Genomic DNA, 26,732 nt, shown 5'->3' with positions numbered 1-26,732 from the left:
ATTATCAATCACCAGAGTAAAATAAAAGCTAATAACGTGAGAATTAGAAGCGAAAATATCAGTAACGAAGACACACGTATTGATGTAAACAAGAATTTAATTATTGATGCGCAGGAGGTTAAAAACCAACAAAGCGAGATATTAGCTAATGACATAAGTTTTGATATCAAAAATATCCGCAACTATCACACAAATATTCATGCAAGAGGTCATTTAAATTTAGAAGTATTTGATTCGATTATTAATAGTGATTCCTCTCTTTATGGTTATAATGTTACAGTTCTATCTGATTCAATTACGAATACCAATTCAACTATGAACGTTTTTGATGAAATGGAAATTTTCAGTGCCAAGATGACTAACATAGCAACAAATTTTAATGGCGAATGCATTTGGCTATTTGTATATGATTTATATAATAAAGATATCAGCATATCTGCTGATTTAATAAAAATGAAAGGCGATAAAATTTTCAACATAAATAGTTCATTAAACGCTCAAGACGTGATGCATATTGTAGCCAATGATATTGTTAATACTTCTTCAAAAATAAAATGTATAAAAGATAAAGTAAAAATGAAAGGAATGACAATTCATAATCGAAATGCCGTGATTGAAGCATATGAAAGCGTTGAATTTACTGGTGGCGATATAGTAGATAATGTATCACGATTGAAAGAATTAATAAATGAAAATGCTAAAATTTCTGCGGGTAATGAAATATATATTGATTCTATTGGATCTGTTAATAATCGATTTGCGAAATTATCCTCAGGTCAGAGTCTAATTATAAATGCAGTCAATCTTGATAACAGTTATGCCGATATTGATAAACCACTTAACTACCTGAGATTCGAGGCAGATTTTATAGACAATACTTCAGTCAAAATATTAAGTAATCATTTAATTCTTATTGCAAAAGTCATTAATAATGATAATAGTAATTTGACTGCGAATGGTATACGTATTGAAGCGGATACATTAATGGGAGATGGGTATTTAAAAACTTATAATGATTTATATTTAGAGTTGCAATCGTCGTTTATCAATAAATTAGAAATTGAAGCAGGTGGTGAATTAAGAATCACAACTTTGGGTAACATTGAAAATTATGGCAGTCTTAGAGGTAATAGGATTAACATACGATCAGGAAAAGCCTTTAACAACTATGAAAATGGTCGGTTAAGGGGAGGAAGGGTGAATATTAAAGCCGATGAAGTAAATAATTTCGCTGCTTCAGAATATAAAGAATATAGACCAACACTTTTCGCGGAAAAATATCTTTATATTGAAGCGACAAAAGTTAACAATTACCAAAATGCTTTAATACACAGCAATGATATTTTGAAAATTAAAGCTAAGACGTTGAATAATTATTATGGCAGTATTTGGGGTCAAAATGAAACTTCTTTAATAGTCGATGAATATAATAATTATGTTAGATAATTGCTAATTAAAATAATTCAAATTAGTGCTTTAACTAATAGTGAATATACATTGCATATTCACTATATTATTACCCAGAATTTTTTGCCTATTCTAGTATTTGGAATCATTCATCTAATGGCGAAAAATAACCAGTGCTTTACTTATTGTATTATTATTTACTGTTTTTACTCTTAGATTTAAATTCAGCATAGTATTCTTCGGCTAATTTGCGTAGTGATGAACCTATTGCCGCGTATTGATATTCGTTTAAATTAGCTAATGAAGCACGTGCTGAAGGGTGTTGGACAGCAAATCCTTTCCCTGGCAATAACACTACACCCGCTTCGTCGGCAATACGGAATAGCAACTCAGTTGGATTCTTATTTTTCAATATCCATTTGGCAAATTTATCGTCATATAATTCACGACAAATTTTTTCCAGATCAATTAAGGTATAATATTCAACACTGTTGATATTGCGTTGTTTATTTGACCCTAATCGTTGATACAGGGTAGCATCACGGCGGCGAATTAATGTTTTTAAGGTGGATTTATAACTTTGGTCGGTATCCATCATTTCACATAATGCAAAAAGCACCATTTGGATTTGTTGGGGAGTGGAAAGTCCTGCTGTATGGTTTAATGCCACAGCTCGACTATCTGCTACTAAACGATCAATAAATTTTAGCTGATCAGGCTCTGTCACAATTGAGCTGTAACGTTTATGCAATATCTGTTTGGTCTTTTTTGGTAACGCGCTTATGGATTTATCTAAAATATTATCTCGCGCTAAACCAATAACACCTAATCGCCAGCCAGTAGCACCAAAATATTTAGAAAATGAATAAACTAAAATGGTATTTTGAGGGCAAATCGCAAATAACGATTGGAAATCATCGGCAAAAGTACCATATACATCGTCAGTTAGAATGATCAAATCAGGTCGTTTTTTGACGATATCAGCAATAACTTGCAGGCTTTTATCATCAATTTTTACTGACGGAGGATTGGATGGATTAACAATAAAGAAAGCCTTGATACTTGGATCTTCTAATTTACGCAGTTCCGATTCTGGATATTGCCAGTCTTTTTCTGGATCAGCATTGATTAATACTTCTTCCAATTGATAATCATTCAAACCCGGTATTTCAAGATAAGGCGTGAAGATAGGTGCACCAATGGCTATCTTATCACCTTGTTGAATCAAACCATTTTCTTTCATTGAATTAAATACATAGGTCATTGCGGCAGTACCCCCTTCCGTGGCAAACAAATCAATATCAGTATTAGTTAGCGTTTGAACTCCCATCTGTTGTAAAACATATGATTTAATAACTTCTTCACTATAATGTAACATTCGATCAGGAACAGGATAATTACACCCCAAAATACCTTCAACCATTTCTTGGAGGAAGGCATTTTCATCTAAACCTAACTGATCACGAATATAGGAAAATGCTTTGCCTAAAAAAGGGACACCTGGCGTGTTATAGTTACGACGCACAAATTCTTCAAAACGTCCAGTTAAACCAGGCTTAATAGGGAATCCTCCGACACCTTCATTCATATAAGAATAAGACATTTCTGATTCTTCTACTGCAAAAATTCCTAGTTGAAAAAACGCTTGTCTTGGCCAAGTTGCAAGAAAATTGGGATTACCGCGACCGGCATTTAACATCATCCGATCGGTATGACTTTGAGCCAGTTTAATTAAATTATCTTTTAATTCGAATGGACTTAAATTTGCGTATTGAGCATAATCTATTTTGTTTTTCATGATTTGATAACCTTATTTTGACAGTTTGAATTAAGCAAATGCAATAACTAATGGGCCGAGCAATGTTAAAAACACATTAGCTAAGGCATAAGTAATTACAAAAGAATTAGTAGGGGTAGCGTTACCGGCTTTGTTAAGCACTTCGCCAAAAGCAGGATTGGCACTGCGGGCACCAGCTAATGCACCAGCAAAAACAGCTGCGTTTTGATAACCCAGTACATATTTTCCGAAGTAGATAGCTAGTATCATTGGAAGCAATGTGACCACAATACCAATTAAAAAGAGTGAAAGTCCTTGTTGTTTAATCGTATTAATTGCTTCAAGTCCTGAACTTAAACCAATTACGACGACAAATCCAGCTAAGCCAAAGTCTTTAAGTAATTGCAGGGCACCTGATGGGATATTACCGATAGTTTGATGGCGTGAACGGTACCAACCAAACAATAAACCAGATAACAGTGCACCACCACCAGCACCTAATGTGACTGGAATTTCACCAATACGTAAAACAATAAGACCAATAATTAAACCGACAACTAAACCTAAACCATGAAAAATCCAGTCAGTTTTTCCGCTTTTGGTAATGGGTGCACCAATGCGATCAACAACACGTTTTAAATCACTATCAGCACCATATATGGTTATTACATCACCAAGCTGTAAATGAATATCACCAGTTAGTGGAAGTGATTCACCGTCACGGTGTATCGCAAGCAAGTAAATGCCATGTTTAAATTTCATCACTTCGTCAGAAGAGAGAACTTTCGTTAGACTCTGCCCAACATATTGGGTATTACGCATTTCAACATCCTGCGTATTCATCACAAAATCCATACCTGAAGCTGAATTTAATTCTGTTCCAAATTGTGAACTTGCTTTGAGGATAGCATTGCGATGACCGACAACTAAAACAATATCTTTCAGCTTTAAAGTCGTTTCAGATGAAACTTCAATAATTTTTCTGCCTCGTTTTATGCGCTCAATGCTGATGCCATCATATTTTTTCTCAATTTGTGCAACAGATTGTTTCATTAGGTGATTGACTTGATATAGTCGACCAGTAATATCAGATAAAGCTAAATGTTGATTACTGCCTAACACGACTGATCCATTCAATTGTTCAGCTTGTGCTTTCATCGCATCATCACGGATATCTCTCCCCATGATTTTGGGTAGAATATTAACACAAACAATAATCGCGCCTAACGATCCAAAAATGTAAGTCACTGCATAACCAATAGTAATATTACTTTGGTATCGACTAAGTTTTTCGGGCATTAAGCCTAATTGATTTAAAGCATCTGATGCTGTACCCATAATGGCTGATTGCGTTAATCCTCCAGCCGCAAGTCCTGCAGCTAACCCTTTGTCAAGATGGAAGATTTTTGCTAACACCAACACTGTGATTAGTCCAGCAATGGCAATAAATAACGCTAAAAAGATCTCACGTAAAGTTTTTACACCTAGAGAACGGAAAAATTGTGGACCACTTTCGAAACCAACCGCATAGATAAATAGGGCAAATAGAACGGCTTTTACGCCAGCATCGATCGTGACACCTAACAAACTAAACCCTACTGCAACCAGTAATGATCCAGCGACACCACCTAATTGAAATTTTCCTATTCGGATATTCCCAATTAAGTAACCTAGACTTAATGATAAAAATAACAGAATTTCAGGTGAGCTTTTCAGCCCAGCCATAATCCAATGTGACAGCCATTGCAGCATTTTATCCTCCACAAATACTAAAATGAATCAAGAAATAGTGAATTGTTTGTATCCCTGATATTTTTATTAATTACCTGAATTTTATTTAACCGAAAATCAGTATTAAAAATTCACATTTTTTAATAAATATTAAGTTTTAATTCGATATTTAAAGCGTTACCTCATTGATATTTTTTTAAAAAAAAGGGGAATTGATTTTAAAAAATAGAATTGTGATTAATATTTATTAAAGAACGCGTTTTGTGACGTTGTCACAAAAAAATAGCTAAAACTATTTTAAAAAGTGGTAAATTTGGTTTTTAATCTTGTAAAAGTACCCCTTGGAAACCCATTCAGCATAAAAAGGACCAGAACATCAAATGCTTAATTTTATTGACATGATATTTTTTGGTTATTAGGAAAAAATGATTATTTTTGAATGTGTTAGCGCATTTATGCGTTACGATAGTGTGAAAGTTAGTGTTCATAATACACGAGAAAAAATAGAAGGTGTCTTAGCGACACCATAAATTACTATTTCTGATGTGTTTTAACGCTACGATTATATTTCGGTTTTTTGCTGGTAATCTGATAATACACCCAAAGGCTTTGCAAAAATACCATCACACTAACGGCAGCAAAAAGAAGGTAAATTTCAAGGATAAAGAATAATTGATCAATGATGTACAAAGATGGATTATAACCATTAAATAGATTGACCATAATGATAATAAAACAGATCACACCGTTAATAACAGCGAGACCCCCTAAAACAGATGCAATAACAGAAAGGATTTTAAGAAACTTTTTCATAACATTAAATATATCAAACAGTTAACGTAATTTGATGTTACATGGTTTTGTATATAATAGCAATAAAAATTGTGTTATTTTACAATAAGTTATGTTTTTTGTGGTTGATATGGTAAATGACGAAAAATTTATGAAATCAAATAGTCGTTTGTTTAGTAAAAACAAATTATCAGGATAGTTTGTTTATATTTATAAATACGTGTGTTCATTATTATGTCATAAAAAACCACCCCTAAGAGTGGTTGTATCTTGCAGTGGTTAAGGATTAGAGGAATGAACGATATGGTAATTCAGGTTCATCTGTAAAGATATCTCTAAATCCACGATAATGTTGATAATACATACGACCTTTATCAGTTGGATAGGTATATTTTCCACCAACTTGCCAGAAAAATGGTGCAAATTTATATTGCAAACGATCACGTTTCATCTTCCATAGGACTTCGATTTCACGTGTATCACTTTGAAAGTTTGCCCAAATATCATGATGGAATGGAATAACGACTTCAGTATTAAGGGATTCCGCTGCACGAATAATGTCAGAAGAGGTCATTTTATCAGTCACACCACGTGGATTTTCACCATAAGATAATAGTGCAACATCGATTTTATGGTCATTACCATGTTTAGCATAATAATTTGAATAATGAGAATCGCCCGAATGATAAAGATTACCGCCAGTGGTTTCAAATAAATAATTGACGGCGCGATCATCCATACCATCTAAAATTGATTTATCTGTCGATGACACCCCTTCCGGTAAAGTTACTAATGACGTACGATCAAATGAATCAAGCACCTTAATAGTAATATCGCCCACTTCAATAATATCACCGACATGAGCGGTAATACATCGTTCTGCAGGTACCCCCCATTTTTGCCAAAGCTCTACACATGCTTTTGGTCCAATAAATTTGACATTATCGCTACAATTTTGTAATACTGCGGCTGCCACATTTACATCAATATGATCGGCGTGATCATGGGTAGCCATTATGGCATCGACTTCTTTGATTGCAAAAGGATCTAGGACAAATGGTGTAGTACGTAAGTTAGGTTGTAGTTCACGTACGCCACCCATACGCATCATTTGATGTTGTTTTTTCATCCAAGGATTAGCATGAGTACGTTTACCCGTACCACACCAAAAATCTACAGAAATATTTGTATTACCCGCTGATTTGAGCCAAATACCGGTACAACCCAGCCACCACATTGAGAAAGTGTTAGGAGCCACTTTAGTTGCTTCAATTTCTTCATTTAACCAAGTTCCCCATTCTGGAAAAGTACTCAAAATCCAGGATTCGCGTGTAATTTCATTAACTTTACTCATATTTCAATCCTTATCATTATTAAAATTATACTAATATTATTTCAACACCTTGTTGTTTAAGACTCTCTACTACGGATTTATCGGCTAACTTGCCAGTTATCACTACGTCTATTTTGGTGGTTGGACAAAAAAGCATACCTGATCCAATTTTTTCAGTAACTTTTGTACTATCCACCACAACTACTAATTTTTGTGCATTATTTAAAATTTGTTGTTCAGAAACAGCAGTTAAAATTTCACTTTTATAAAGTCCTGCTGGTGTCAATTGTTTACCACTGGTAAACATAATATTGCCACTATAAATTGCGGATAACTCACTGGTAGGATTTAATATGATGTTTTGCGTCTTATTGTATTGTCCACCAATGATTGTAACGTGCTCATGATCATGTTCAATTAAATAACTTGCTAGCGGAAAATAGTTGGTAATGATATTAACGTCTTTACCGCATAATTCACGACCCAGTAGAAAAGCTGTCGAACCACAGTTCAATATGACGCTTTCACCATCTTTAATTAACGTTGATGCTTTAATCGCAATTCGTGCTTTTTCATGGTAATTGTCGGTATTATTAATATCTAATGGTGACCAAATTGGTTTTTTTTCTTCGATTCTAACAATACCATTACGTACTTTTTTAACTTTACCGGCATCTGCGAGTTTTACAATGTCGCGTCGGGCTGTAGCTGGAGAAATATTAAATATTTCAGTTAATTCCACGACTGAAATACTTTCCATCGTGCCAATCAATTTAACAATATCTTCGTGCCTTTTGGCTTCATTCATGACCATAATGTATAAAAACCTATGTTATCAATCATTTAAAATGATTGTAATAATCTGCTTTATGATTACTTATGATTTTATTGTTAATAGTTATCATTGTCAATCATTTAATGTTAAATACATTTAAGTTCATATTTGACAACATGTCTATAGAAATTACATATGAAAATATAAATAAATAACCTAATCGTGATTGTTATCACAATAATCATAAATAATCATTGAGTGATTTAATTTGATTGTTATCATTGTGGTGTTTAAGTCATAAGCGCGAAAATGAGAGAGGGTGCGCTAAATATAATTAATGTTATGTAACTAACGATTTTTTTTTAAATAAAAAAAAGAAACAAGGTGAGGCAATATGGAAACAATTTATAGTGTGTTTTACATTTTCTATAGTCAAGTGATGACTAAAGCTCCATTGTTATTAGGTTTAGTAACTTGTTTAGGCTACTGTTTACTTAAAAAAGATGTAACAACTGTTATCAAAGGAACAATTAAAACAATTGTCGGATTCATGTTGTTACAAGTGGGTTCAGGTGTTTTGGTATCAACATTTAAACCAGTAATTGAAAAGCTTTCTGAATATCATCATATTGATGGTTCTATTATTGATACCTATGCTTCAATGGTAGCGGTAGAACAAGGCATGGGAGATAATTACTCATGGGTAGGTTACGCCGTTTTATTAGCCTTAGCGTTTAATATCGTGTTAGTGTTATTTCGCCGCATAACCGGTATTCGTACCATTATGCTTACCGGACATATCATGTTTCAACAAGTTGGTTTAATTGTACTATTTTACTATCTTTTCGGTTTTAGTATGTGGGAAACCATCATATATAGTGCCATTATCATTGCATTATATTGGGGGATCTTCTCCAACATGATGTTTAAGCCGACTCAAGCGGTTACTGGTGGGGCTGGTTTTTCGATCGGACATCAACAACAATTAGGTTCATGGATTGCAGTCAAATTAGCTCCAAAGTTAGGTGATAAAAATGATTCTGTTGATAATTTAAAATTACCAAAATGGTTACATATTTTTCATGATAGTATCGCTGCAACAACCATCGTCATGACATTCTTTTTCGGTATTATTCTGTTATCTTTTGGTTTATATGACTTACAAGTTATGGCTGGTAAAACGCACTGGACCATTTATATTCTTGAGACCGGCTTAAAATTTGCTGTGGCAATTCAAGTTATTGTTGGCGGCGTACGTATGTTTGTTGCAGAATTATCTGAAGCTTTTAAAGGTATTTCTGAAAAATTAATTCCTAATGCCGTCTTGGCGATTGATTGTGCAGCTATCTATGCTTTTTCACCGAATGCTATGGTATTTGGCTTTATTTGGGGGGCATTAGGTCAGTTTGTGGCTATTGGTATCTTATTAGGTTGCCAATCACCGATTATGATTATTCCTGGTTTTATTCCAATGTTCTTCTCAAATGCAACTATTGGGGTGTTTGCGAATCACTTTGGTGGTTGGAAAGCAGTAATGAAAATCTGTTTTGTGATGGGGATTATTGAAGTACTTGGTTCAGCTTGGGCATTAGATATTTTCTTACAAAACGGTACACCTATTCCAGCTTGGATGGGGATGGCTGACTGGGCTATTTTATTCCCACCAATTTTACAAGGTTTATCCATTTCTCATCTATTTATCTATGTATTAATCGCTTTATCATTGGTCTATATGTTTTTTGCTGCCAAAGCACTACGTTTAGAAGAAGCTACCAATGCACAAAATAAAGTTAATGATGATGAAGCAGATGCTACAGAAGATCAAAATCCAGCAGTACTTAGTAAATTAAATGAAGTGAATCAAACTGAAACACGACCAATTAGAATCTTAGCGGTATGTGGGAGTGGTCAAGGTTCCTCAATGATGATGAAAATGAAAATAGCTAATTACCTTGATAATAAAGGCATTGCCAATGTTATGGATTCTTGTGCGGTCACTGATTACAAATCACGTTTAAATAATGTAGATATCATTGTTTCATCTAAACATTTATCACATGAGATTGAAGTGGGCGAAAATCAATTTGCACTTGGTGTGCAAAACATGCTCAATCCTAATACATTTGGTGATGAATTGATTGAGTTGATTCAGCAAGTTAATCAAAAACAACAGAACTAACAACGAATAATATTTTGGGGAGAAATGGGATATGGCATTAAAACAATCACTAATTGAAAACGATTCTATTTTACTTGGTGCTTCGGCAAGTAATTGGCAAGAAGCAGTAAAACTAGGTACTGATATGTTAGTGAAATCGGGTGCAATTGAAGCGGCTTATTATGACGCCATCATTAACTGCGTAGAGAAAATGGGACCTTATATTATTATAGCCCCAGGCTTTGCCATGCCACATGCACGTCCTGAAGATGGCGTTAATCGCACTGCATTTGCCTTAGTTACTTTAAAAGAACCGGTTCTTTTTGATGGTGAAGATGAACCAGTTAAAGTATTAATCACACTAGCTGGTAGTGATTCGGATAAACATATGGCTGGATTGATGGAAGTGACTCAAGCGTTGGAAGATGAAAACAGTGAAACTGGAATAAATTTAGACAAATTTGTTCAATGTCATACTAAAGAAGATGTTTATGACGTTATTGATCAAGCCTTAGAATAGGGAGTCAGTTATGTTTCAAGCATTAAAAGAAAAAGTCCTAAAGGCGAATCTACTCTTGCCAAAGTATCATCTCGTGACATTTACTTGGGGTAATGTGTCAGAAATCGATAGGGAGCAAAATGTAGTCGCGATAAAACCTTCTGGTGTGGAATATGAGCAAATGCAAGCTGATGATATCGTTATCGTTGATTTGCAAGGTAATATAGTTGAAGGAAAGCTTAATCCATCTAGTGATACCCCTACTCATCTTGAGTTATATAAAGCCTACCCTTCGATAGGTGGGATTGTGCATACTCATTCCACCCATGCAACAATTTGGGCGCAAGCTAGTAAAGATATCCCTGCGTTAGGTACTACGCATGCTGATTATTTTTATGGTGACATTCCCTGTGCCAGACATTTGACAGATCAGGAAATTAAGCAAGAGTATGAAAAAAATACGGGGTTAGTCATCGTTGAGGAATTTGCTAATCGTCATATTGATCCGGTGGCAATGCCAGCGGTTCTAGTATCGGGTCATGCGCCATTTTGTTGGGGTAAAGATTGTTTCGATGCGGTACATAATGCTGTAGTACTTGAAGAAGTTGCCAATATGGCTTTAGCAACACGCTTACTTAATCCGGTTATTCACATCGAACAAGCGTTATCTGATAAACACTATTTTCGTAAGCATGGTGCAAATGCTTATTATGGTCAACATAAATAATTTTCAATTTATAATGAAAAATAAGGAATAATATAATGAGCAAACCAATGATTCAAATCGCCTTAGATCAAACCCAATTAGAACCAGCTATGGTTGTTGCTAAAAATGTTGCCAATTATGTTGATGTTATTGAAGTTGGCACGATTTTGGCATTTGGAGCAGGAATGGAAGCTGTACGTAAATTACGTAAAGAACATCCCAATCATATATTAGTTTGTGATTTAAAAACAACTGACGGCGGTGCTATATTAGCGAAAATGGCTTTTGAAGCAGGAGCAGATTGGTTAACCGTATCTGCAGCAGCGCATATTGCAACTGTTGCCGCATGTAAAAAAATTGCTGACGAGTTTGGTCGTGAAATACAAATTGAACTCTATGGTCATTGGACATACGATGATGCAAAAGCTTGGCGTGAATTAGGAATAAAGCAAGCGATTTATCATCGATCACGTGATGCTGAATTAGCTGGGGTAGGCTGGACCGAGGAAGATTTAGTCAAAATGAGAAAATTATCTGATCTTGGCTTAGAATTATCCATTACAGGGGGGATTGTACCCGAAGATATTCATTTATTTGCTGGCATTTCAACTAAAACTTTCATTGCTGGTCGAGCATTAGCCGGTGAAAATGGGCAAGAAACAGCGGCGGCATTGAGAGAACAAATTGCTAAATATTGGTAAAACTCTTTAGTTGTTTTCTTTATAGGATCAGCGATTATGCTGATCCTTGCTAAACAAACTAATATTAACCACTCATTGTTGATAATTTAAAAGATAAAACGCATTGTGGCTATTATTTTGATCAAAAAGGCAATTTTATGACAATAATTAAATCGAAAAATCGTGTCGGTATTTATGAAAAAGCACTCCCTGTTGAAATGACCTGGTCAGAACGTATTGCAGCAGCAAAACAATTAGATTTTGATTTTTTAGAAATTTCGATTGATGAAACTGAAGCTAGACAGGCTAGACTGGATTGGTCGCAGCAGCAAATTCGTGAAATAAAATTACTATGTGATGATTATGCATTACCATTACAATCAATGTGTTTAAGCGCGCATCGAAAATTTCCTTTTGGTTCTGCCGAACCAAATAATGTAAAACAAGCAAAAGTGATCATGCTAAAAGCCATCGAATTGGCACATAAATTAGGCATAAGGGTGATCCAATTAGCCGGTTATGATGTATATTATGAACCTGCCAATCAAGATACTCACTTAAGATTTATTGAAGGTATGCAATATTCTAGCCAGTTAGCGGAACAAGCTGGTGTAATGCTAGCGGTAGAAATAATGGATACTGATTATCTTAATAGTTTAAGTAAATTTGAGATACTTAAAAAACAGGTATCTTCACCTTATTTTATGGCTTATCCCGATGTAGGTAATATAAATGGTTGGAATTATGATACTTGCACCGAGTTGAAATTGGCACAAGAACATATTGTTCAAATTCATTTGAAAGATACCTTAAAAGTGAAACCTGATTTTAAAGGACAGTTTCGTGATTTAGTTATTGGGGAAGGCGAGGTCAATTTTGTTGAAATATTCAACACATTAAAAGAAATGAATTATCAGGCACCATTTGTCATTGAAATGTGGGCTAATGATAATAACTGGCATCAGAATATCATTATCGCTAAAAATCGCTTAAAACAAGCTGCTCAATCAGTTAAATTTCCCTTTATGTAAACGCATTTGTCATAATAAAAGCAGTAATTTATTGCTGCTTATTTATTTTTTTAACTATAAATCATTTCCCAATTTATTAAGTTTTTATTTTTAAGCATTGTAAAAACGATAAATACAGGATCGCCTAAAGTAAACGAATTATTATGATAATCATCGATGATAACATGTAAATGATTTGATTTTCTTTTTTTAATAAAATTTTGCACTTTTTGGGTGTTATTAAAAATAACATAATCTATATTTACATTACTTTTCCAATATCTGCTTTATTAGTTTAAGTGATTGTTATTGTTATAATAATTCAAAAAAACTATTGTGTCTGATCAACAAATACGTCTATGATAGTAAAAAAATTGTAAGGAATGATTATGGTAACTTCTCTAGTTATTGCAAAATCGGAGCCTGATCATCGTGATCTGGTTCTTTTACCCGCATTTGCTAATCGTCATGGTTTGATTACTGGGGCTACTGGTACTGGTAAAACAGTAACATTACAAAAAATGGCCGAAAGTTTTGCGCGAATAGGTGTACCCGTGTTTTTAGCTGATGTGAAAGGGGATCTAACCGGTTTGGGCGTTGCGGCTACTGTGTCAGATAAATTAACTACCCGTTTAACTAATATTGGGGTTAACGATTGGCAACCGTGCGCATCATCGATTGAGTTATGGGATGTATATGGTGATAAAGGTATACCGTTACGGGCAACGATTTCGGATATCGGTCCCTTATTACTAAGTCGGTTATTGAATCTTAATGAGGTACAAACGGGTATTTTACAACTAGTGTTCAAAATTGCTGATGATAATCAGCTATTATTATTGGATTTTAAAGACTTACGTGAAATGGTTAAATATGTTGGTGATAATGCCAAATCATTCATAACCGATTACGGCAATATTACAGCAGCTTCAATTGGTAGTATACAGCGTAGCTTATTGTCATTAGAGCAACAAGGTGCAGATTATTTCTTTGGCGAACCAATGTTAGATATTGCTGATATTATGCAGTTAGATGCTAATGGCAACGGAAAAATTAATATTTTAGAATGTGAAAGATTATTTAATTCGCCAAAACTTTACTCTGTATTTTTACTATGGTTATTATCGGAATTATTTGAACATTTACCCGAAGTGGGTGATTTAGCAAAGCCAAAATTAGTGTTCTTTTTTGATGAAGCGCATTTATTATTTAATGATATTTCTAAAGTATTACTTGAAAAAATAGAACAAGTGGTACGATTAATACGTTCAAAAGGCGTCGGGATCTATTTTGTTACCCAAAATCCAACCGATATACCCGATAGTGTTTTAGGCCAATTAGGTAACAGAGTTCAACATGCTTTACGAGCATTTTCAATTAATGACCAAAAAGCAGTTAAAGCTGCAGCTCGAACAATGCATCAAAATCCGGAAATTAATACTGAACAAGTGATAACTAATTTAAGTGTTGGGGAAGCATTAATCTCATTTCTTGATGAAAAAGGTCGACCTAATATGGTTGAGCGAGGAATGATTATTGCACCTGAATCATTAATGGGTGCAATGTCAAATGAGCAACAGCATGCGCTTATCTTACAATCAGTTTTACAACAAAAATATGCTACACCAATTGATCGTCAATCTGCTTATGAAAAATTAAAGGCTGGTGCAGTCTCTACACGTACAGAATCTACAGATACTTCATCTACCTCATCCCAAACTGAATCGAGCGGATTTTGGGATGGAATTAAAGATTTTCTGTTTGGCAGTAAGGGTGTTCGGGGTGGGCAGAAAGATGGTTTAGCGCAAAAAGTAATTCAAAGCACTTCACGACAAATTGCTAATAATATTGGTCGTGAAATTACGCGTGGAATATTAGGGAGTTTAAAGAAACGTTAGTGAAAATAGTTTTATGGTAAATATAATTTTTATTGACTAATTGCCCATTAGTTGTGTTCTATTTTATATAAAAATGCCAATTTGCTATATATTGTTATAGTCTCAAAAATGAGACTATAACTTTTTCATTTATTTACCTTTTTTTTAATTAAAAAGGTTGCTATTCATAAATTTTCCATTAAAATCTCAATCAATTAAAAGACAGCGGAGACGTTGATTTCTAAAATGCATTACCAAGTACTTTATTTTAATACTAACAATTTTAATGATAGTTTAGTTATTTCTCATTATTAATCCTCCTATTGGAGGATTTTTTTTGGCTAAAATTTTATCGATTACAATAGGACAATGACGAGAATTTATTATGACAAATAAAGATATTTTATTAGCAAGTCGGGATCAGAGTTTAAAAGCTTTTTTGATGAAAAGTATCAAACAAAATGGTGGTTGGGTTAATGCTCATATGCATGCAGATCGTGCTTTTACCATTACACGGGAAAGTTTTTATATCTACCAAAAACAAACTTTAATTGAAAAATGGGATACGCTCGATCGTATCAAAGCTGCTATGACTGAGGAAGATTATTACCGCCACTTTAGTATGGCTGTGGAACGTATGATTGAGCAAGGCGTATCTGCAATGGGCTCATTTGTTGATATCGATCCTATTGCTCAGGAACGTGCGATAAAAGGGGCTTTACGTGCCAGAGCAGTATATAAAAACGATATTGTAATTAAATTAGTTAATCAAACATTGAAAGGGGTGATAGATAAAGAAGCGCGTTATTGGTTTGATAAAGGAGCTGATATGGTGGATATCATAGGTGGATTACCACGTCGCGATGAGCGTGATCATGGTCCTGGAATGGGACTAGTTCACTTAGATGTATTAATGCAAACCGGCAAACGTTTAGGTAAAATGGTACATGTGCATGTTGATCAATTTAATTCCCCAGAGGAAATCGAAACAGAGCAACTGACTGATAAAACCATTGAACACGACATGCATGGCAAAGTTGTAGCTATTCACAGTATTTCCATTACAGCGCACGATTTTGCGTATCGACAGAAACTCTATCAAAAAATGAAAGAAGCAAAAATGATGGTGATAGCTTGTCCTTTTGCTTGGATTGATAGTCCTCGTCGCGAAGATCATGGCCCAACACGAAATTCCCTTACTCCAGTGGATGAATTATCAACTGCTGGCATTCCCGTTGCGATTGGTACCGATAATATTAGTGACTATATGTTGCCGTTTTCAACCGGAAATATGTGGGAAGAATTAAAGTTACTCGTAACAGGGTGCCGTTATACTGATTTAGATAATGTCATTAAAGTCGCAACCCAAAATGGACGTTTAGTTTTAGGTTTATGAGTTCAATAATATTATAAAATAGTTAATGTTAAAAATACTCTATGTTTCATTAGTATTAGTAAAATCAGTTTGGTAAGTTTAATTAATATTTCAAGGGTACACCATGAATAACAACATCACGCCTTTTTATGACCCACTGCTCAGTTATGAGGATAATTATCAACAAGGACCTTTTGGTGATTTTGCCTATTTACCTAAATCATCAATTGTCATGCCCCATAGTTCTCGTTTTTTGAATTTTGACGTAAATTTACCCTTTGGTATTCCAGCGGGACCGCTATTGAATGCTAAGTATGTAAAAGCTGCTTTAGGTTATGGTTTTGATCTCTGTGTATATAAAACGGTACGAACCCGCGCGCATAAAAGTCATCCTTTACCGAATGTATTATCTATTCACCCAAAAGGAAAGTTGTCGGCTGAAGTTGATACGGTTTTGGCTGATCACGATTTTACTTTTCCAATTTCGATAACCAACTCTTTTGGGGTGCCGTCGTTTGATCCTGATGTTTGGCAACCGGATATGGCTGATGCTGTGTTGGCAGCTAAATCAGGGCAACATGTTATTGGTAGTTTCCAAGGTACTCCAGGTAATGAAGCAACGATTGAGCAAGATTATGCCAATGCAGCTAAATTAGTGGATGAGACTGGTGCTCCCATTTTGGAGGCGAACTTAAGTTGTCCAAATGAAGGTGTGAATAAATTATTATGTTTTGACTTTACAAAAGTGGAGCGAGTTGCTCACGCGATTAAAAATGCGGTGCCTAATAAGCCTTTATTTTTGAAATTGGCTTATTTTGCGCATGATGATGCCATATTACCGTTATTAAAGAAATTAGATGGTGTGATTGAGGGATATAGTACAATTAATACATTATCAGCTAAACCGGTAGATGCTCAGGGTCAGCCTGCTTTAAGTTCAACCAGGCCAGTTGGTGGCATATGTGGAGAGGCTATCCGTTGGGCTGGATTAGATATGGTTGCACGTTTAGCTCGATTAAGAGCCGAGCTAATTCATCATTTTACTATTATTGGGGTTGGTGGGGTTAGCAGTCTGGAGCATTATCAAGCATTTAGGCACGCTGGTGCCGATGCCGTCATGAGTGCAACTGGGGCAATGTGGAACCCACAATTAGCTTTTGAGATTAAACGTGCATTGCTTGAATAATAAAAAATTAATTTTATGAATGCATCAATGCCCTTTGGGCATTTTTAGCATGTTATTATTTAGATATTAGCGCGAAAAGCGATATGGCTCATCTATCGCAACAAAATGGTGTTCCTTTAAAGCTGCATCAATCCATTGCGTGATTCCATGAGTTGAACAAAGTGTCTGAATATACTTTAGTAAATCATCAGATACTTGGATTTGGTAATTTTTTAATCTTAAACAAAGAGGGGCATAAAACGCATCAGCAATTGTAAAATTACCGAATAAATAATTACCTTGTGAACGTTTTAAGTAACGGCTTAGTAAATTATCAAGAAATTCAATTTCTTTTTTGACTGGCAGGTGATCACGTAAAATAATTTTACCAATTTCAGGTAATTGTGCTTCAATATTAAAAGGCAAATATTGACGAATTTTCTGGTATCCGGTATGCATATGTGCTGTTAAACTTCGCGCTTGTGCGCGTTGTTTTATATCAGTTGGCCAAAGTGCTAATGCAGAGTGTTGCTCCGCTAAATATTCACATATTGCTAATGAGTCAGTTATAACGAAATCATCCACGACTAAAAAAGGAACACTGCCAAATGGATTGAAGGTTAGGACGGTCTGTTTAAACTTAGAATTTTCATCAAAATTGTCAAAATGGATCCATTTTTCTTCAAATGGGATGGCGAAATGTTGCATGACAATCCAAGGTCGCATTGACCAACTGGAATAATTTTTATTGCCAATATAAAGAGTGTATGACATGGTGATTTCCTATAAACTTTATTGTTGTGAGTTTTTGACCTATTTGTAAGAGTAGCGTAGGTACTTAAAATTTACTATGAATAATTTAAATAAAATTATTCAAGTAAATCGATTTTCAATTTTCTGTTATCACTACGTCCTAAATCATCAATAACTGTGATTTTAAACATACCACTTTGTATCGGTACCCAATCAATGGAAGCATTGACCGGGCTACTGCCAAGGAAATTATTGCCAATAAACCAATATAATTCTTTTACCTCACCATCAGCGGTAGCTTTTAAACTAATCTTTTCATTCTTTTGATTATTAACTCTTAATTTATAAACTGCATTTTTTAATGGTGAAGTTATTCGAGGTGGATCACCTAAATAGGTTTGTGCATTATTACAATGGGTACTTTTAGGCGGTTGTTTTTTCGGCATTCCTGCTTTAGCAAAAACTTTTGCTAAGTCTGATGGCCAATACTCAAATACTTCGATATGTGATGTTTGCGGATTATAAGGAGGACAAGCTACTTTGTTGGTTTTGTTATCAATCAAGACCGGTCGATAAACCGTGTCAACGGTGATTGGTGAAACACCAGGAATGAACCAAGTTTTCCCTTTAATTTTACACCATTGCGTCACTAAATTACCGCTAGGTAAACAAATTTCAACTTGAGTAAGGTTGGCCGGAGCATGGTTATGATATTGCTTTTGTGAAGGATAATAGGCGGTTATGGCATCAATTATATTAAAATATAATGGTGTAGCTGCATTAGCGCCAATTAAAGCATTGTTGCTTGTGCCGTCAAAATTGCCTAACCATACCACTAATGTATAATGATTAAATCCACCAGCAGTCCATGCATCCCTAAATCCCCAGGAAGTACCCGTTTTCCAATAGATTGGTGTCATGGCTTTTTGTTTTTTTATTAAAATATCTTGTTTACGGGTATTTTTTAATAACATATCCAGCGTCATAAAACTTGCTGCTGGACTAAGTAACGGTTTACGCAATGCTGGTTCATGCTCATTTTGAGTCAATGTTAATGGTTGCCATACGCCTTGATTTGCTAACATAGCATAGAGTGAAGCGAGTTCCTGTGGTGTCACTTCACCCCCTCCAAGTACTAATGCTAAACCATAATGTTCTTCTGCCGCCATATTACTAATATTAGCTTGTTTTAAAAATTGGTAGAATGAAGGTTTTTTTAATTTGCTCGCTACATAAACAGCAGGGATATTACGACTATGAATTAAGGCATCAGTAACTGAAATGGGGCCTTTAAAATGTCGATCAAAATTTTCTGGGTTATAAAAACCGAAGTCAGTTTCAACATCTTTTAGGATAGTTTTGGGATGAATAATGCTTTGGTCCATACCTAAGGCGTAAATAAACGGTTTTAATGTTGAGCCGGGCGAGCGTTTAGCTAAAGTTCCGTTAACTTGCCCATGTATGCTAGCATTAAAATAATCAGCCGAACCTACCAGCGCTTTAATTCCCATATTTTTATTATCCACTAATAATACAGAAGCATTATAAATACCTTTTTGTTTGCTACGCGCGATAAAAGCATTGACTTGTTGTTCTATAATCTGTTGTAAATCTGTGCTTAACGTGGATTTAATTACGCGTTGTTGGTGTTTATTTAAATTTGTATCCTGCTGTAAGATTTGATCGGTAAAATGAGGAGCAATAAACGGAAGTTGTTCTGGTTGACGCATGACTAAAGGTAAATCAAACAGTGCGATGATATTATTATCAGTGTGATATTGTTCTTGCCAACGTTCCAATAATCGTCGTCTGGCATTAATCAATGCTTTACCTGCTATGCCAGTTTTTTTATCAATGCGGTAAGTCGGAGATTGGGGAAGAACGGTGAGCGCTAAAGCTTCAGGTAAGTTAATTTTATTGGGTAATTTATCAAAATAAATTAATGAGGCCGCACCAACACCTTGGATATTTCGACCAAAAGGAGCATAATTAAAATAAGCTTCTAAAATATCGTGTTTAGAATACATTAATTCTAATTGAATAGCTCTGAATATTTGCTGTAATTTGCCACCAATTGTTTTAGTATTGATTTTCCAGTGCATCCGAGCCAATTGCATAGTAATTGTCGATGCTCCTTGACGATTGCCCCCTCCCAGATAGGTAGCCCAAAATGCGCGAACTATACTAATTGGATTGAATCCTAAATGATAATAAAACCATTGGTCTTCATGTAGTAACAGACCATTAATAATATTGGGGGAAATATCTTCTAGTGGCGTCCATAATCGATATTGTTGATCATCAGCCAAGGTCAATCTTAATAATTTATTATTTTCATCATAAATAACCGTTGAAAACGATAGTGCTTCTGATAATGGAGGATGAGGCGTTAAACGGAAAGCAAAAACAATCAACATAAATATTATCAGTGCTGCGATAATATTTTGGACATATCTTATAAATTTTGTCATGTTATACAGATTATTATATTGAATAATAGGTTATTATTATCATAATACGTGAACGATTTAGAAAAGGGGTACAATTATAAAATTGTACCCACTTAACAAAAGGTGGATTAACGTGTTTCAACAGTAATTTTACTACCACCTTTTGATACAGCTTGAATATCGCGATCATACATTGCTTCACCATAGGCTGGTGGAATTGCATATTCGCCGATATTGGTGGCTTTAATCTGATATTTGAAGGTTTGTAAATTATCGCTAGCGGTGGAACCATAAATAATCACACGATCTTCCCGCACATCAGTGTAATCTGGATACCAAGTATAGTTACCTGTTGCGATAGGTGAAATCCATTGTTCACCATCATAGTCATCATATTCCTCTTCGCTGTCTTCATCGTTCTCACTATTGTTAGGTGAACGATTTAAGGCATTTTGTTGTACAACTTCAAAACCAGCTGGTAGTAGATCGACAATGGCAATATTCGTTTGTCCTTCTTTGGATAATGAACGGATTCTTACAGTAACATTAATAATATCACCTAATTTAACCGTGCTTATTTCTTTACCATCTTTATCGGTGTATTCTCGATAAACTTCGAGACCTTTAGTTATCGGCTCTTGTTGAACAGTGCGATCATAACCCTTTTGCGATAACAGATACCAAGCTGGTAAATTTTGCATATTATGGAAACTGATAGCCGATGATTCATCACTAAATTTACTTTTAGCTAACAATTTTTTCAATTTTGCGATCGTTACATTTTTACGCTCATTTTCATTTGATTGTATGGTACTAGTAATCGTGAGATCATCTTCTTTTAAGTCAAGTTCCTTGATTGATGATATGTAGCTGTCTAAAGCTAACATTGTCATTGCTGCTGAATGGGTTGTATAACGTTCTTGATTCAACATTAAGGCAATATTTTCAAGCGCTTGAGCAGGTATATCTTTTACTTTTTCATTAAAATGTTTAGCAATCAAGTAAATTTTACCTGTATCCATTACTAATGGATCATAAAAATTATTTGTCCACCAGGCTTTATTATAAGCTTTGTCTAGTTGTTTCCAAACGGGCGATAATATTTTATCCGCTTGCTTATCCATTTTTAGCATTTTATAAGACGATGCTAAATATAAAGCAGTAATATCAGTTTCCCACCATTGATTCTTATTGTTTTTGAGATCTTCCATAATTGAAGCAATGTAATTTGTCGTAATGATATTTTGTCTGGTTAACAAATAAATAGCATAAGCACGTAATCGTAGATTATAGCGACCAGTCAAACTTCCCTCAGCCACTCTTTTGGTATATTCATTAGCTTTTGTGAGTAAATCTTTTGGTAATACTAATCCCGCTTCCTTTGCCTCAAGTAAAAAATTAACCGTATATAGCGTTATATATGGATCAACGTTATAGGTGGCATACCATAAACCAATAGCGCCTTCGCTATTTTGACGGCTTTGCAGTTTTTGTAGTACCCCATTAAAAGGTAATGTTTTGTCGGTGACCAAGTTAAATTCAGGGTGCTTATTACCAATTAATAATGGTAAGGAACGACTGACAATTTGTTCTGAGCAATAGTATTCATAATTGTCCAGATAATCAGTAAGACCTTTAACTAAAATCATCGGTGAGTAAGAAACGGCCGCATCTTGTTCAGCAAACTCTGGATACATTTGGCGTATCTCGTTAATTGTCTGTGTTTTGCCATCCATACGACCCATTATTGTTTTTAAACGATAAGGATTGATAGGTCGTACTGAAGTACTTACTTGTCTCGATATTATTTTATCTTTATACGTTGCAGTAAATTGCAAATCACCACTACCAAGAATATCAGTCGCTTTTAGACGGTAAGTTAAAGTACCTTCTTTCATCGATGCAAGTTTGATCGTCTTGCTTGGTTCGTCTACGACCATTAAATGTGGTGTTGTAGCGAGTTTAACTTTAATTGGAATTTCTTCATTTCCTATTTCGGTTAAGTTATTTGCTACCATTAAACTGATTTCAAATTCATCATTAGGTGTAACAAAATAAGGTATATTTGGACTTAATACAAAATCATTACGAACAGTGGTACTAGTTTGTGCCGTTCCGATGGTATTTTTACCGACAGTAACAGCCATAATGCGTATTTTACCACTAAAATGTTCTGGTATTTTGTAAGAGAGATTCTTTTGGTCTTCAACATCTATGATTCCTGACCAATAAACTACCGGTTCATCTGTTTTACGCTTGAATGGATTTAAATGACCATTTAACATATCTTGGTCCTCCTTAAGCATATCATCACCACCTGGGGCGGATAATTTTAACAAACGATTATATTCCGGCAAAATCAGATCTAAAATTTGATCTGTTCTAACAGATAGTGTTTTTTTACGGATGAAGCTTTTCAGTGGATTCTTTAATTGATAGCCCGCAACTTGTAAAATACCTTCATCAACTGCAAATACAACGACTCGTTGCATACTATTTGTTGTAACGGTGATAGGAATTGTCTCACCAGGTTTAACCTGTTCAGGAGCAACTAAAGTCACTTTTTCGGTAAATTTATCGTTCGTTATTGTGAATGGAACGACCCCATAACTTAATGGGCTCATAAAGATTTCTTCTGAATTAGGATCCCGAACAAATTGTACATTAATGTAAGCGTTGCCTTCCACTTCTTTTGGTAAAGTAATTTTTTGTATGGAACTGGTCGTATCTGTTTTGAACCATTTCCATGCATAAACTTTATCGCGTTCAATAGTGATGATACCACTGCCTGTATAAGGTGCGGTAATTGACACTTCTATTTCATCACCAGGTTTATATTTGGTCGCATCAATCTTTAATGCAAGTTCTGCATTACGATCCAAAGAACGCGTAACATTGCCCGTGCCTGCGATAGAGTAATCAACTTGATAGACAATTTCATCGTGGTTATTTTTTATCTGTAAAATAAAGTTACCTGGTGTATCAGTTGGAATCTGATACGTGGTTCCTTTGTCGTTTATTTCAAAAGGTGTTTCTGAAATGACTACATTTTTTCGTTCTGATTCATATTTAAAGACTCCAGATGGTTGTTTTACCAAAACAGAGAGATATTTTTTCTCTAAAGTAATCAGTTTTAAATTATCTAATCTAATTTTTTCAAGTTCTGGATTAATAGCGATCAGATTTAATAAACGTTTAGTATCACGTTTAATATAATCTAATATACCATCAGCTTTACCGCCAACGAGATAATCTGCAGAAGAAATTAAAATAGTATCTGTTGCCGCGACACTTCGACCACTGTTAGGCTCAAAAACGTCAGCTAAGAAACGTGCTTCATATTGACCATCAAAATTTTCAACATTTAAGTTTACCGTAGCTTTGCCTTCTTCATTGGTATAGGTATCTTCGAGATCAACTTTGAAATCACTTTGATTGTTACCATACCTAAAGAAATCATAATCAAGGTATTGTTTAAAATAAAATTTAGTTGGATATAAATGTAAGTTACTTTCAACTAATCGGTCTTGCGCTGGTGTTCCAAAAAGATTATTTGCCGTAATTTGTGCTTTAAGTTCAGATTGTTTAATCCATCCTTTTTCACTTCGTGGCGTAATTTGTACTTTAACTGCTGTTTTATCAGGTTCAAATTCACGAATGATGACGGATGTTGAACCTAAATAAGTACGATCGTCTTCGTGGTTAGGCTTACTCAAATAAAGATATATATTCCAGTTACCTGTAGGTGAATTATCTTCTGTTTTGTATGAAATTTCATTGAATCCATATTCATCGAGTTTTATTTTTTTCGTTGTTAAAAGATTATTTTTAGGATCATAAATATCCGCTTCTAAGCGAATACCTTTTAATGATTTATTCCAATCATCGGCCTTAATTATGGTACCGATGTGAAATGTATCACCTGGTCGATAAATACCTCGGTCAGAGAAAAGATGTGCGCGAAGTTCACCACGATCCAGTGTTTCATATTCTCCACCAACATCAAATCTTGAATAATTGAGTTGTCTATCGTAGCCTCTATACCCCTTAGATATTGGTAAGAATGACATGTCACCATCTTTTTCAATTAAAAATAATAGCGGTTTAATTCCTTTGTAATATTCTGACAAAGGAGCAAAATGGACATGTCCAGTACTATCCGTTTGTTGAGCAGTAATTTCAATACCATTAGCACCCAACAGCGAAACTTTAGCATTTTCAATTGGATCTCCATTACTGATAGATTGCACAAACAGATCATAGGATTGATCAAGTGATTTTTTATTAATGATTCCTAAATCGGTCACGATAATAAAGCGCGAATCATAATAAGCGTACTTACCATTATTATCAGGATTGTCAGCATAAAGATTTAATAAGAAAATGCCACGTATAGCACTATCATTTGCAATATCCTTTTTAAGATAAGGTGTTAGATCAAAGTCAGTATATTTGATAGATTGTGGATTACCTTTGATTTCTTTCTCAATAGCGTATTTTTCAACGAAATTATCAGTATTTAAATAATCAAAACGCATTTGACTAAATTCATTAACATTATCCGAAACTAAATGTTGTAATTGTGAAGGAATGACTCGCTTAAGTTCTAACTTTAATTTTTTAGTATTACGAGTAACAACCGGGATTTTTTTCTCTCCTGATAAACTTAATAAAGATCCAGCAGATGCAAAATTGACAATTTGCGGATACCGTTTTATACGCAAGATTTTTTTATAGCCCTCTTTAAAGGCATAGCCACCTTCGGAGATTAAAGAAGGATCGATGGTAATATAGAGTTGCTGTGATTGTTCACCATTGATTTCAAAGCTAAATTGATTTTGATAAGTTCTGGTATCGCCGGTCTCAACATATTTTGTTGGTAATATTTTTGATTTATTTAAGGTATTTTTTCCAACAAGGAATTTTGTTTTATACTTACCATCTATTTTATCATAGTATTCTTCACTATATTTGAAATTAGCAAGCGGTAATTGCCATACTTTTATCGCTTTTTGTAAGTCATTAGCTTTAATATTATAGTTAGTTTTTATCGTCAATATTTGGCGTATTTCGTTTTGCGATATTTCGACTAATGAAACTTCGGCTGAATTAATATGAAGATGATATTTATTAGGGATTAGGATATGATCCCATCTATCTGATTCTGTTAGGTTTCCGCCTAAGCTACTTGTTATACCTTTTGTAATATCGAGGATTAAATATTGATCTCTTTCCGCAAATTCCAAAGGTTCACTTTTAATATAAGCGATGGTATTAGTTGAATTATAAGTTGTAGTTAAATGAACATTTTTTATGAATTTTCTGGTATTGTTTTTATCTTCAGTTGTTTCATAAAGCGCTAACTTGAGATTATTTTCAAATGATTTTTTATCAACAGGATGCGAAAAATGAACTTCAAAAATGCCTAATTTTTCAGTTGCATCAACTGGATTTTGATAAAATTCCTTGTTCTTTATATTTAAAATAAATTCTTTTGTTGTGAATGTAAAAGATTCTTTATTTTTAGCGATTAAATTATTGGCATCCAATAACTTTGAAGCATCCATTGTCACGGTATATTTTTCAGCTATATTCCATGTTGTTTCAGGTGTGAAAGAGATAGTTCTAGGATCATTCCACTTCCATGTACCCTTGATTTCAGGGGTAATTTGGATACCTTCAGTTATTTGTTTACCAATTTTGTCAATTGGAGCAGGTGAGCGTTTATTACCTGTAAAATGGATTTTTAAAGAATTATAATAAGGGTTTTGGTCGATAATAATACCGCTCTCGGTTGGTTTAGTAAAATCTACACCATACGTATTGATAATGATTGGAGCCGGCTCGATCGGTTTTGGTCTATTTAAATACCAATGATATGCATAATTACCACTTACATACGCCACAATACTCAGATAAATAACGCTTCCTATTAGGGTACTATGTTTGCTTATAGTTTGAATGGTCGTTTGGTAAACAACTTTTGAACGGGGATACCATTTGGGAATGGACCAGTCAATTTGACCAATTATCGGGCTGAAGAACCATAACATTCCTTTCAAGATTAATAATAAAAAATATAAAAAATATAAGCAAGCTTCTAAAATAATGTGAAGTAAAAGGTATGGCAGACGCAAAATGAATCGTATGGTATCCATTATATTTCCTGATCATCAATAAAATTTTTTTTAATTTGGATTTATAAAGTTAAAACTTAACATATACTTAACATATTAAGTTTTTT

17 protein-coding genes are annotated in these 26,732 nt (G+C 34.4%); 9 read left to right on the top strand and 8 right to left on the bottom strand.

Annotated elements, in window-relative coordinates:
- Positions 1–1,446: hypothetical protein (locus FcAc13_RS05945; RefSeq protein WP_187755297.1), on the top strand; the 1,446-nt coding region annotated here is incomplete at its 5' end.
- Positions 1,447–1,600: 154 nt separating this feature from the next.
- Here the strand turns inward: FcAc13_RS05945 and FcAc13_RS05940 are convergent.
- From FcAc13_RS05940 to ulaR, 5 genes are all read right to left on the bottom strand, one after another.
- The gene (locus tag FcAc13_RS05940; RefSeq protein WP_187755296.1) at positions 1,601–3,205 is read right to left on the bottom strand and encodes a bifunctional aspartate transaminase/aspartate 4-decarboxylase; all 1,605 of its coding nucleotides are present in this window, start codon (positions 3,203–3,205) and stop codon (positions 1,601–1,603) included.
- Between the two features lie 30 nt (positions 3,206–3,235).
- Positions 3,236–4,924 (bottom strand): aspartate-alanine antiporter, encoded by a 1,689-nt coding sequence (gene aspT / locus FcAc13_RS05935; RefSeq protein WP_370633733.1) that lies wholly within the window; start codon positions 4,922–4,924, stop codon positions 3,236–3,238.
- Positions 4,925–5,449: 525 nt separating this feature from the next.
- Positions 5,450–5,728 carry a hypothetical protein gene (locus FcAc13_RS05930; protein WP_187755294.1) on the bottom strand — a complete coding sequence of 93 codons (279 nt, stop codon included), beginning with the start codon at positions 5,726–5,728 and terminating at the stop codon, positions 5,450–5,452.
- A 265-nt stretch (positions 5,729–5,993) separates the two neighbouring features.
- Positions 5,994–7,061, bottom strand: coding sequence for an L-ascorbate 6-phosphate lactonase (gene ulaG / locus FcAc13_RS05925; RefSeq protein ID WP_187755293.1), 1,068 nt, complete (start codon positions 7,059–7,061; stop codon positions 5,994–5,996).
- A 25-nt stretch (positions 7,062–7,086) separates the two neighbouring features.
- The gene (gene ulaR / locus FcAc13_RS05920; RefSeq protein ID WP_187755299.1) at positions 7,087–7,848 is read right to left on the bottom strand and encodes an HTH-type transcriptional regulator UlaR; all 762 of its coding nucleotides are present in this window, start codon (positions 7,846–7,848) and stop codon (positions 7,087–7,089) included.
- A 361-nt stretch (positions 7,849–8,209) separates the two neighbouring features.
- Here ulaR and FcAc13_RS05915 point away from each other — a divergent pair, with 361 nt between their 5' ends.
- The 8 genes from FcAc13_RS05915 to FcAc13_RS05880 all read left to right on the top strand — a co-directional run bounded on the left by FcAc13_RS05915 (position 8,210) and on the right by FcAc13_RS05880 (position 17,306).
- Positions 8,210–9,994 carry a PTS ascorbate-specific subunit IIBC gene (locus FcAc13_RS05915; RefSeq protein WP_187755292.1) on the top strand — a complete coding sequence of 595 codons (1,785 nt, stop codon included), beginning with the start codon at positions 8,210–8,212 and terminating at the stop codon, positions 9,992–9,994.
- Positions 9,995–10,025: 31 nt separating this feature from the next.
- Positions 10,026–10,493 carry a PTS sugar transporter subunit IIA gene (locus FcAc13_RS05910; RefSeq protein WP_187755291.1) on the top strand — a complete coding sequence of 156 codons (468 nt, stop codon included), beginning with the start codon at positions 10,026–10,028 and terminating at the stop codon, positions 10,491–10,493.
- A 10-nt stretch (positions 10,494–10,503) separates the two neighbouring features.
- Entirely contained in the window at positions 10,504–11,199 is a 696-nt protein-coding gene (araD, locus tag FcAc13_RS05905) for an L-ribulose-5-phosphate 4-epimerase (RefSeq protein ID WP_187755290.1), read from the top strand.
- 35 nt (positions 11,200–11,234) lie between these two features.
- The gene (locus FcAc13_RS05900; protein WP_187755289.1) at positions 11,235–11,879 is read left to right on the top strand and encodes a 3-keto-L-gulonate-6-phosphate decarboxylase UlaD; all 645 of its coding nucleotides are present in this window, start codon (positions 11,235–11,237) and stop codon (positions 11,877–11,879) included.
- Positions 11,880–12,016: 137 nt separating this feature from the next.
- Entirely contained in the window at positions 12,017–12,889 is an 873-nt protein-coding gene (locus FcAc13_RS05895; protein ID WP_187755288.1) for an L-ribulose-5-phosphate 3-epimerase, read from the top strand.
- Between the two features lie 368 nt (positions 12,890–13,257).
- On the top strand, positions 13,258–14,766 hold the full coding sequence (locus tag FcAc13_RS05890; RefSeq protein ID WP_187755287.1) for a helicase HerA-like domain-containing protein: 1,509 nt from the start codon (positions 13,258–13,260) through the stop codon (positions 14,764–14,766).
- Between the two features lie 364 nt (positions 14,767–15,130).
- A complete protein-coding gene (locus FcAc13_RS05885; RefSeq protein WP_187755286.1) occupies positions 15,131–16,141 on the top strand; it encodes an amidohydrolase family protein in 1,011 nt (336 codons plus the stop codon).
- 103 nt (positions 16,142–16,244) lie between these two features.
- Positions 16,245–17,306, top strand: a complete 1,062-nt coding sequence (locus FcAc13_RS05880) for a beta/alpha barrel domain-containing protein (protein ID WP_187755285.1) — start codon at positions 16,245–16,247, stop codon at positions 17,304–17,306.
- A 66-nt stretch (positions 17,307–17,372) separates the two neighbouring features.
- Here FcAc13_RS05880 and FcAc13_RS05875 read toward each other — a convergent pair whose 3' ends face one another.
- From FcAc13_RS05875 to FcAc13_RS05865, 3 genes are all read right to left on the bottom strand, one after another.
- Positions 17,373–18,059, bottom strand: coding sequence for a glutathione S-transferase family protein (locus tag FcAc13_RS05875; protein ID WP_187755284.1), 687 nt, complete (start codon positions 18,057–18,059; stop codon positions 17,373–17,375).
- Positions 18,060–18,154: 95 nt separating this feature from the next.
- Complete coding sequence (gene pbpC / locus FcAc13_RS05870; protein ID WP_187755283.1) at positions 18,155–20,509, bottom strand: penicillin-binding protein 1C; 2,355 nt, start codon at positions 20,507–20,509, stop codon at positions 18,155–18,157.
- Positions 20,510–20,616: 107 nt separating this feature from the next.
- Positions 20,617–26,646, bottom strand: coding sequence for an alpha-2-macroglobulin family protein (locus FcAc13_RS05865; protein ID WP_187755282.1), 6,030 nt, complete (start codon positions 26,644–26,646; stop codon positions 20,617–20,619).
- Positions 26,647–26,732 lie beyond the last annotated feature (86 nt).

The organism is Frischella japonica (assembly GCF_014489845.1).
In the GTDB taxonomy this organism is placed as follows: Bacteria; Pseudomonadota; Gammaproteobacteria; order Enterobacterales; family Orbaceae; genus Frischella; species Frischella japonica.
Note: the sequence above shows the minus strand (reverse complement) of the source record. Positions and strands in the feature narration are given on the sequence as shown.

What these genes read in the sequence shown, in the direction of transcription:
- FcAc13_RS05890 (WP_187755287.1), top strand. Translation starts at nt 13,258, where the DNA reads ATGGTAACTTCTCTAGTTATTGCAAAATCGGAGCCTGATCATCGTGAT.
- ulaG (WP_187755293.1), bottom strand. Translation starts at nt 7,061, where the DNA reads ATGAGTAAAGTTAATGAAATTACACGCGAATCCTGGATTTTGAGTACT.
- FcAc13_RS05930 (WP_187755294.1), bottom strand. Translation starts at nt 5,728, where the DNA reads ATGAAAAAGTTTCTTAAAATCCTTTCTGTTATTGCATCTGTTTTAGGG.
- FcAc13_RS05910 (WP_187755291.1), top strand. Translation starts at nt 10,026, where the DNA reads ATGGCATTAAAACAATCACTAATTGAAAACGATTCTATTTTACTTGGT.
- FcAc13_RS05865 (WP_187755282.1), bottom strand. Translation starts at nt 26,646, where the DNA reads ATGGATACCATACGATTCATTTTGCGTCTGCCATACCTTTTACTTCAC.
- araD (WP_187755290.1), top strand. Translation starts at nt 10,504, where the DNA reads ATGTTTCAAGCATTAAAAGAAAAAGTCCTAAAGGCGAATCTACTCTTG.
- pbpC (WP_187755283.1), bottom strand. Translation starts at nt 20,509, where the DNA reads ATGACAAAATTTATAAGATATGTCCAAAATATTATCGCAGCACTGATA.
- FcAc13_RS05940 (WP_187755296.1), bottom strand. Translation starts at nt 3,205, where the DNA reads ATGAAAAACAAAATAGATTATGCTCAATACGCAAATTTAAGTCCATTC.
- FcAc13_RS05875 (WP_187755284.1), bottom strand. Translation starts at nt 18,059, where the DNA reads ATGTCATACACTCTTTATATTGGCAATAAAAATTATTCCAGTTGGTCA.
- FcAc13_RS05900 (WP_187755289.1), top strand. Translation starts at nt 11,235, where the DNA reads ATGAGCAAACCAATGATTCAAATCGCCTTAGATCAAACCCAATTAGAA.
- FcAc13_RS05880 (WP_187755285.1), top strand. Translation starts at nt 16,245, where the DNA reads ATGAATAACAACATCACGCCTTTTTATGACCCACTGCTCAGTTATGAG.
- FcAc13_RS05895 (WP_187755288.1), top strand. Translation starts at nt 12,017, where the DNA reads ATGACAATAATTAAATCGAAAAATCGTGTCGGTATTTATGAAAAAGCA.
- FcAc13_RS05885 (WP_187755286.1), top strand. Translation starts at nt 15,131, where the DNA reads ATGACAAATAAAGATATTTTATTAGCAAGTCGGGATCAGAGTTTAAAA.
- ulaR (WP_187755299.1), bottom strand. Translation starts at nt 7,848, where the DNA reads ATGAATGAAGCCAAAAGGCACGAAGATATTGTTAAATTGATTGGCACG.
- FcAc13_RS05915 (WP_187755292.1), top strand. Translation starts at nt 8,210, where the DNA reads ATGGAAACAATTTATAGTGTGTTTTACATTTTCTATAGTCAAGTGATG.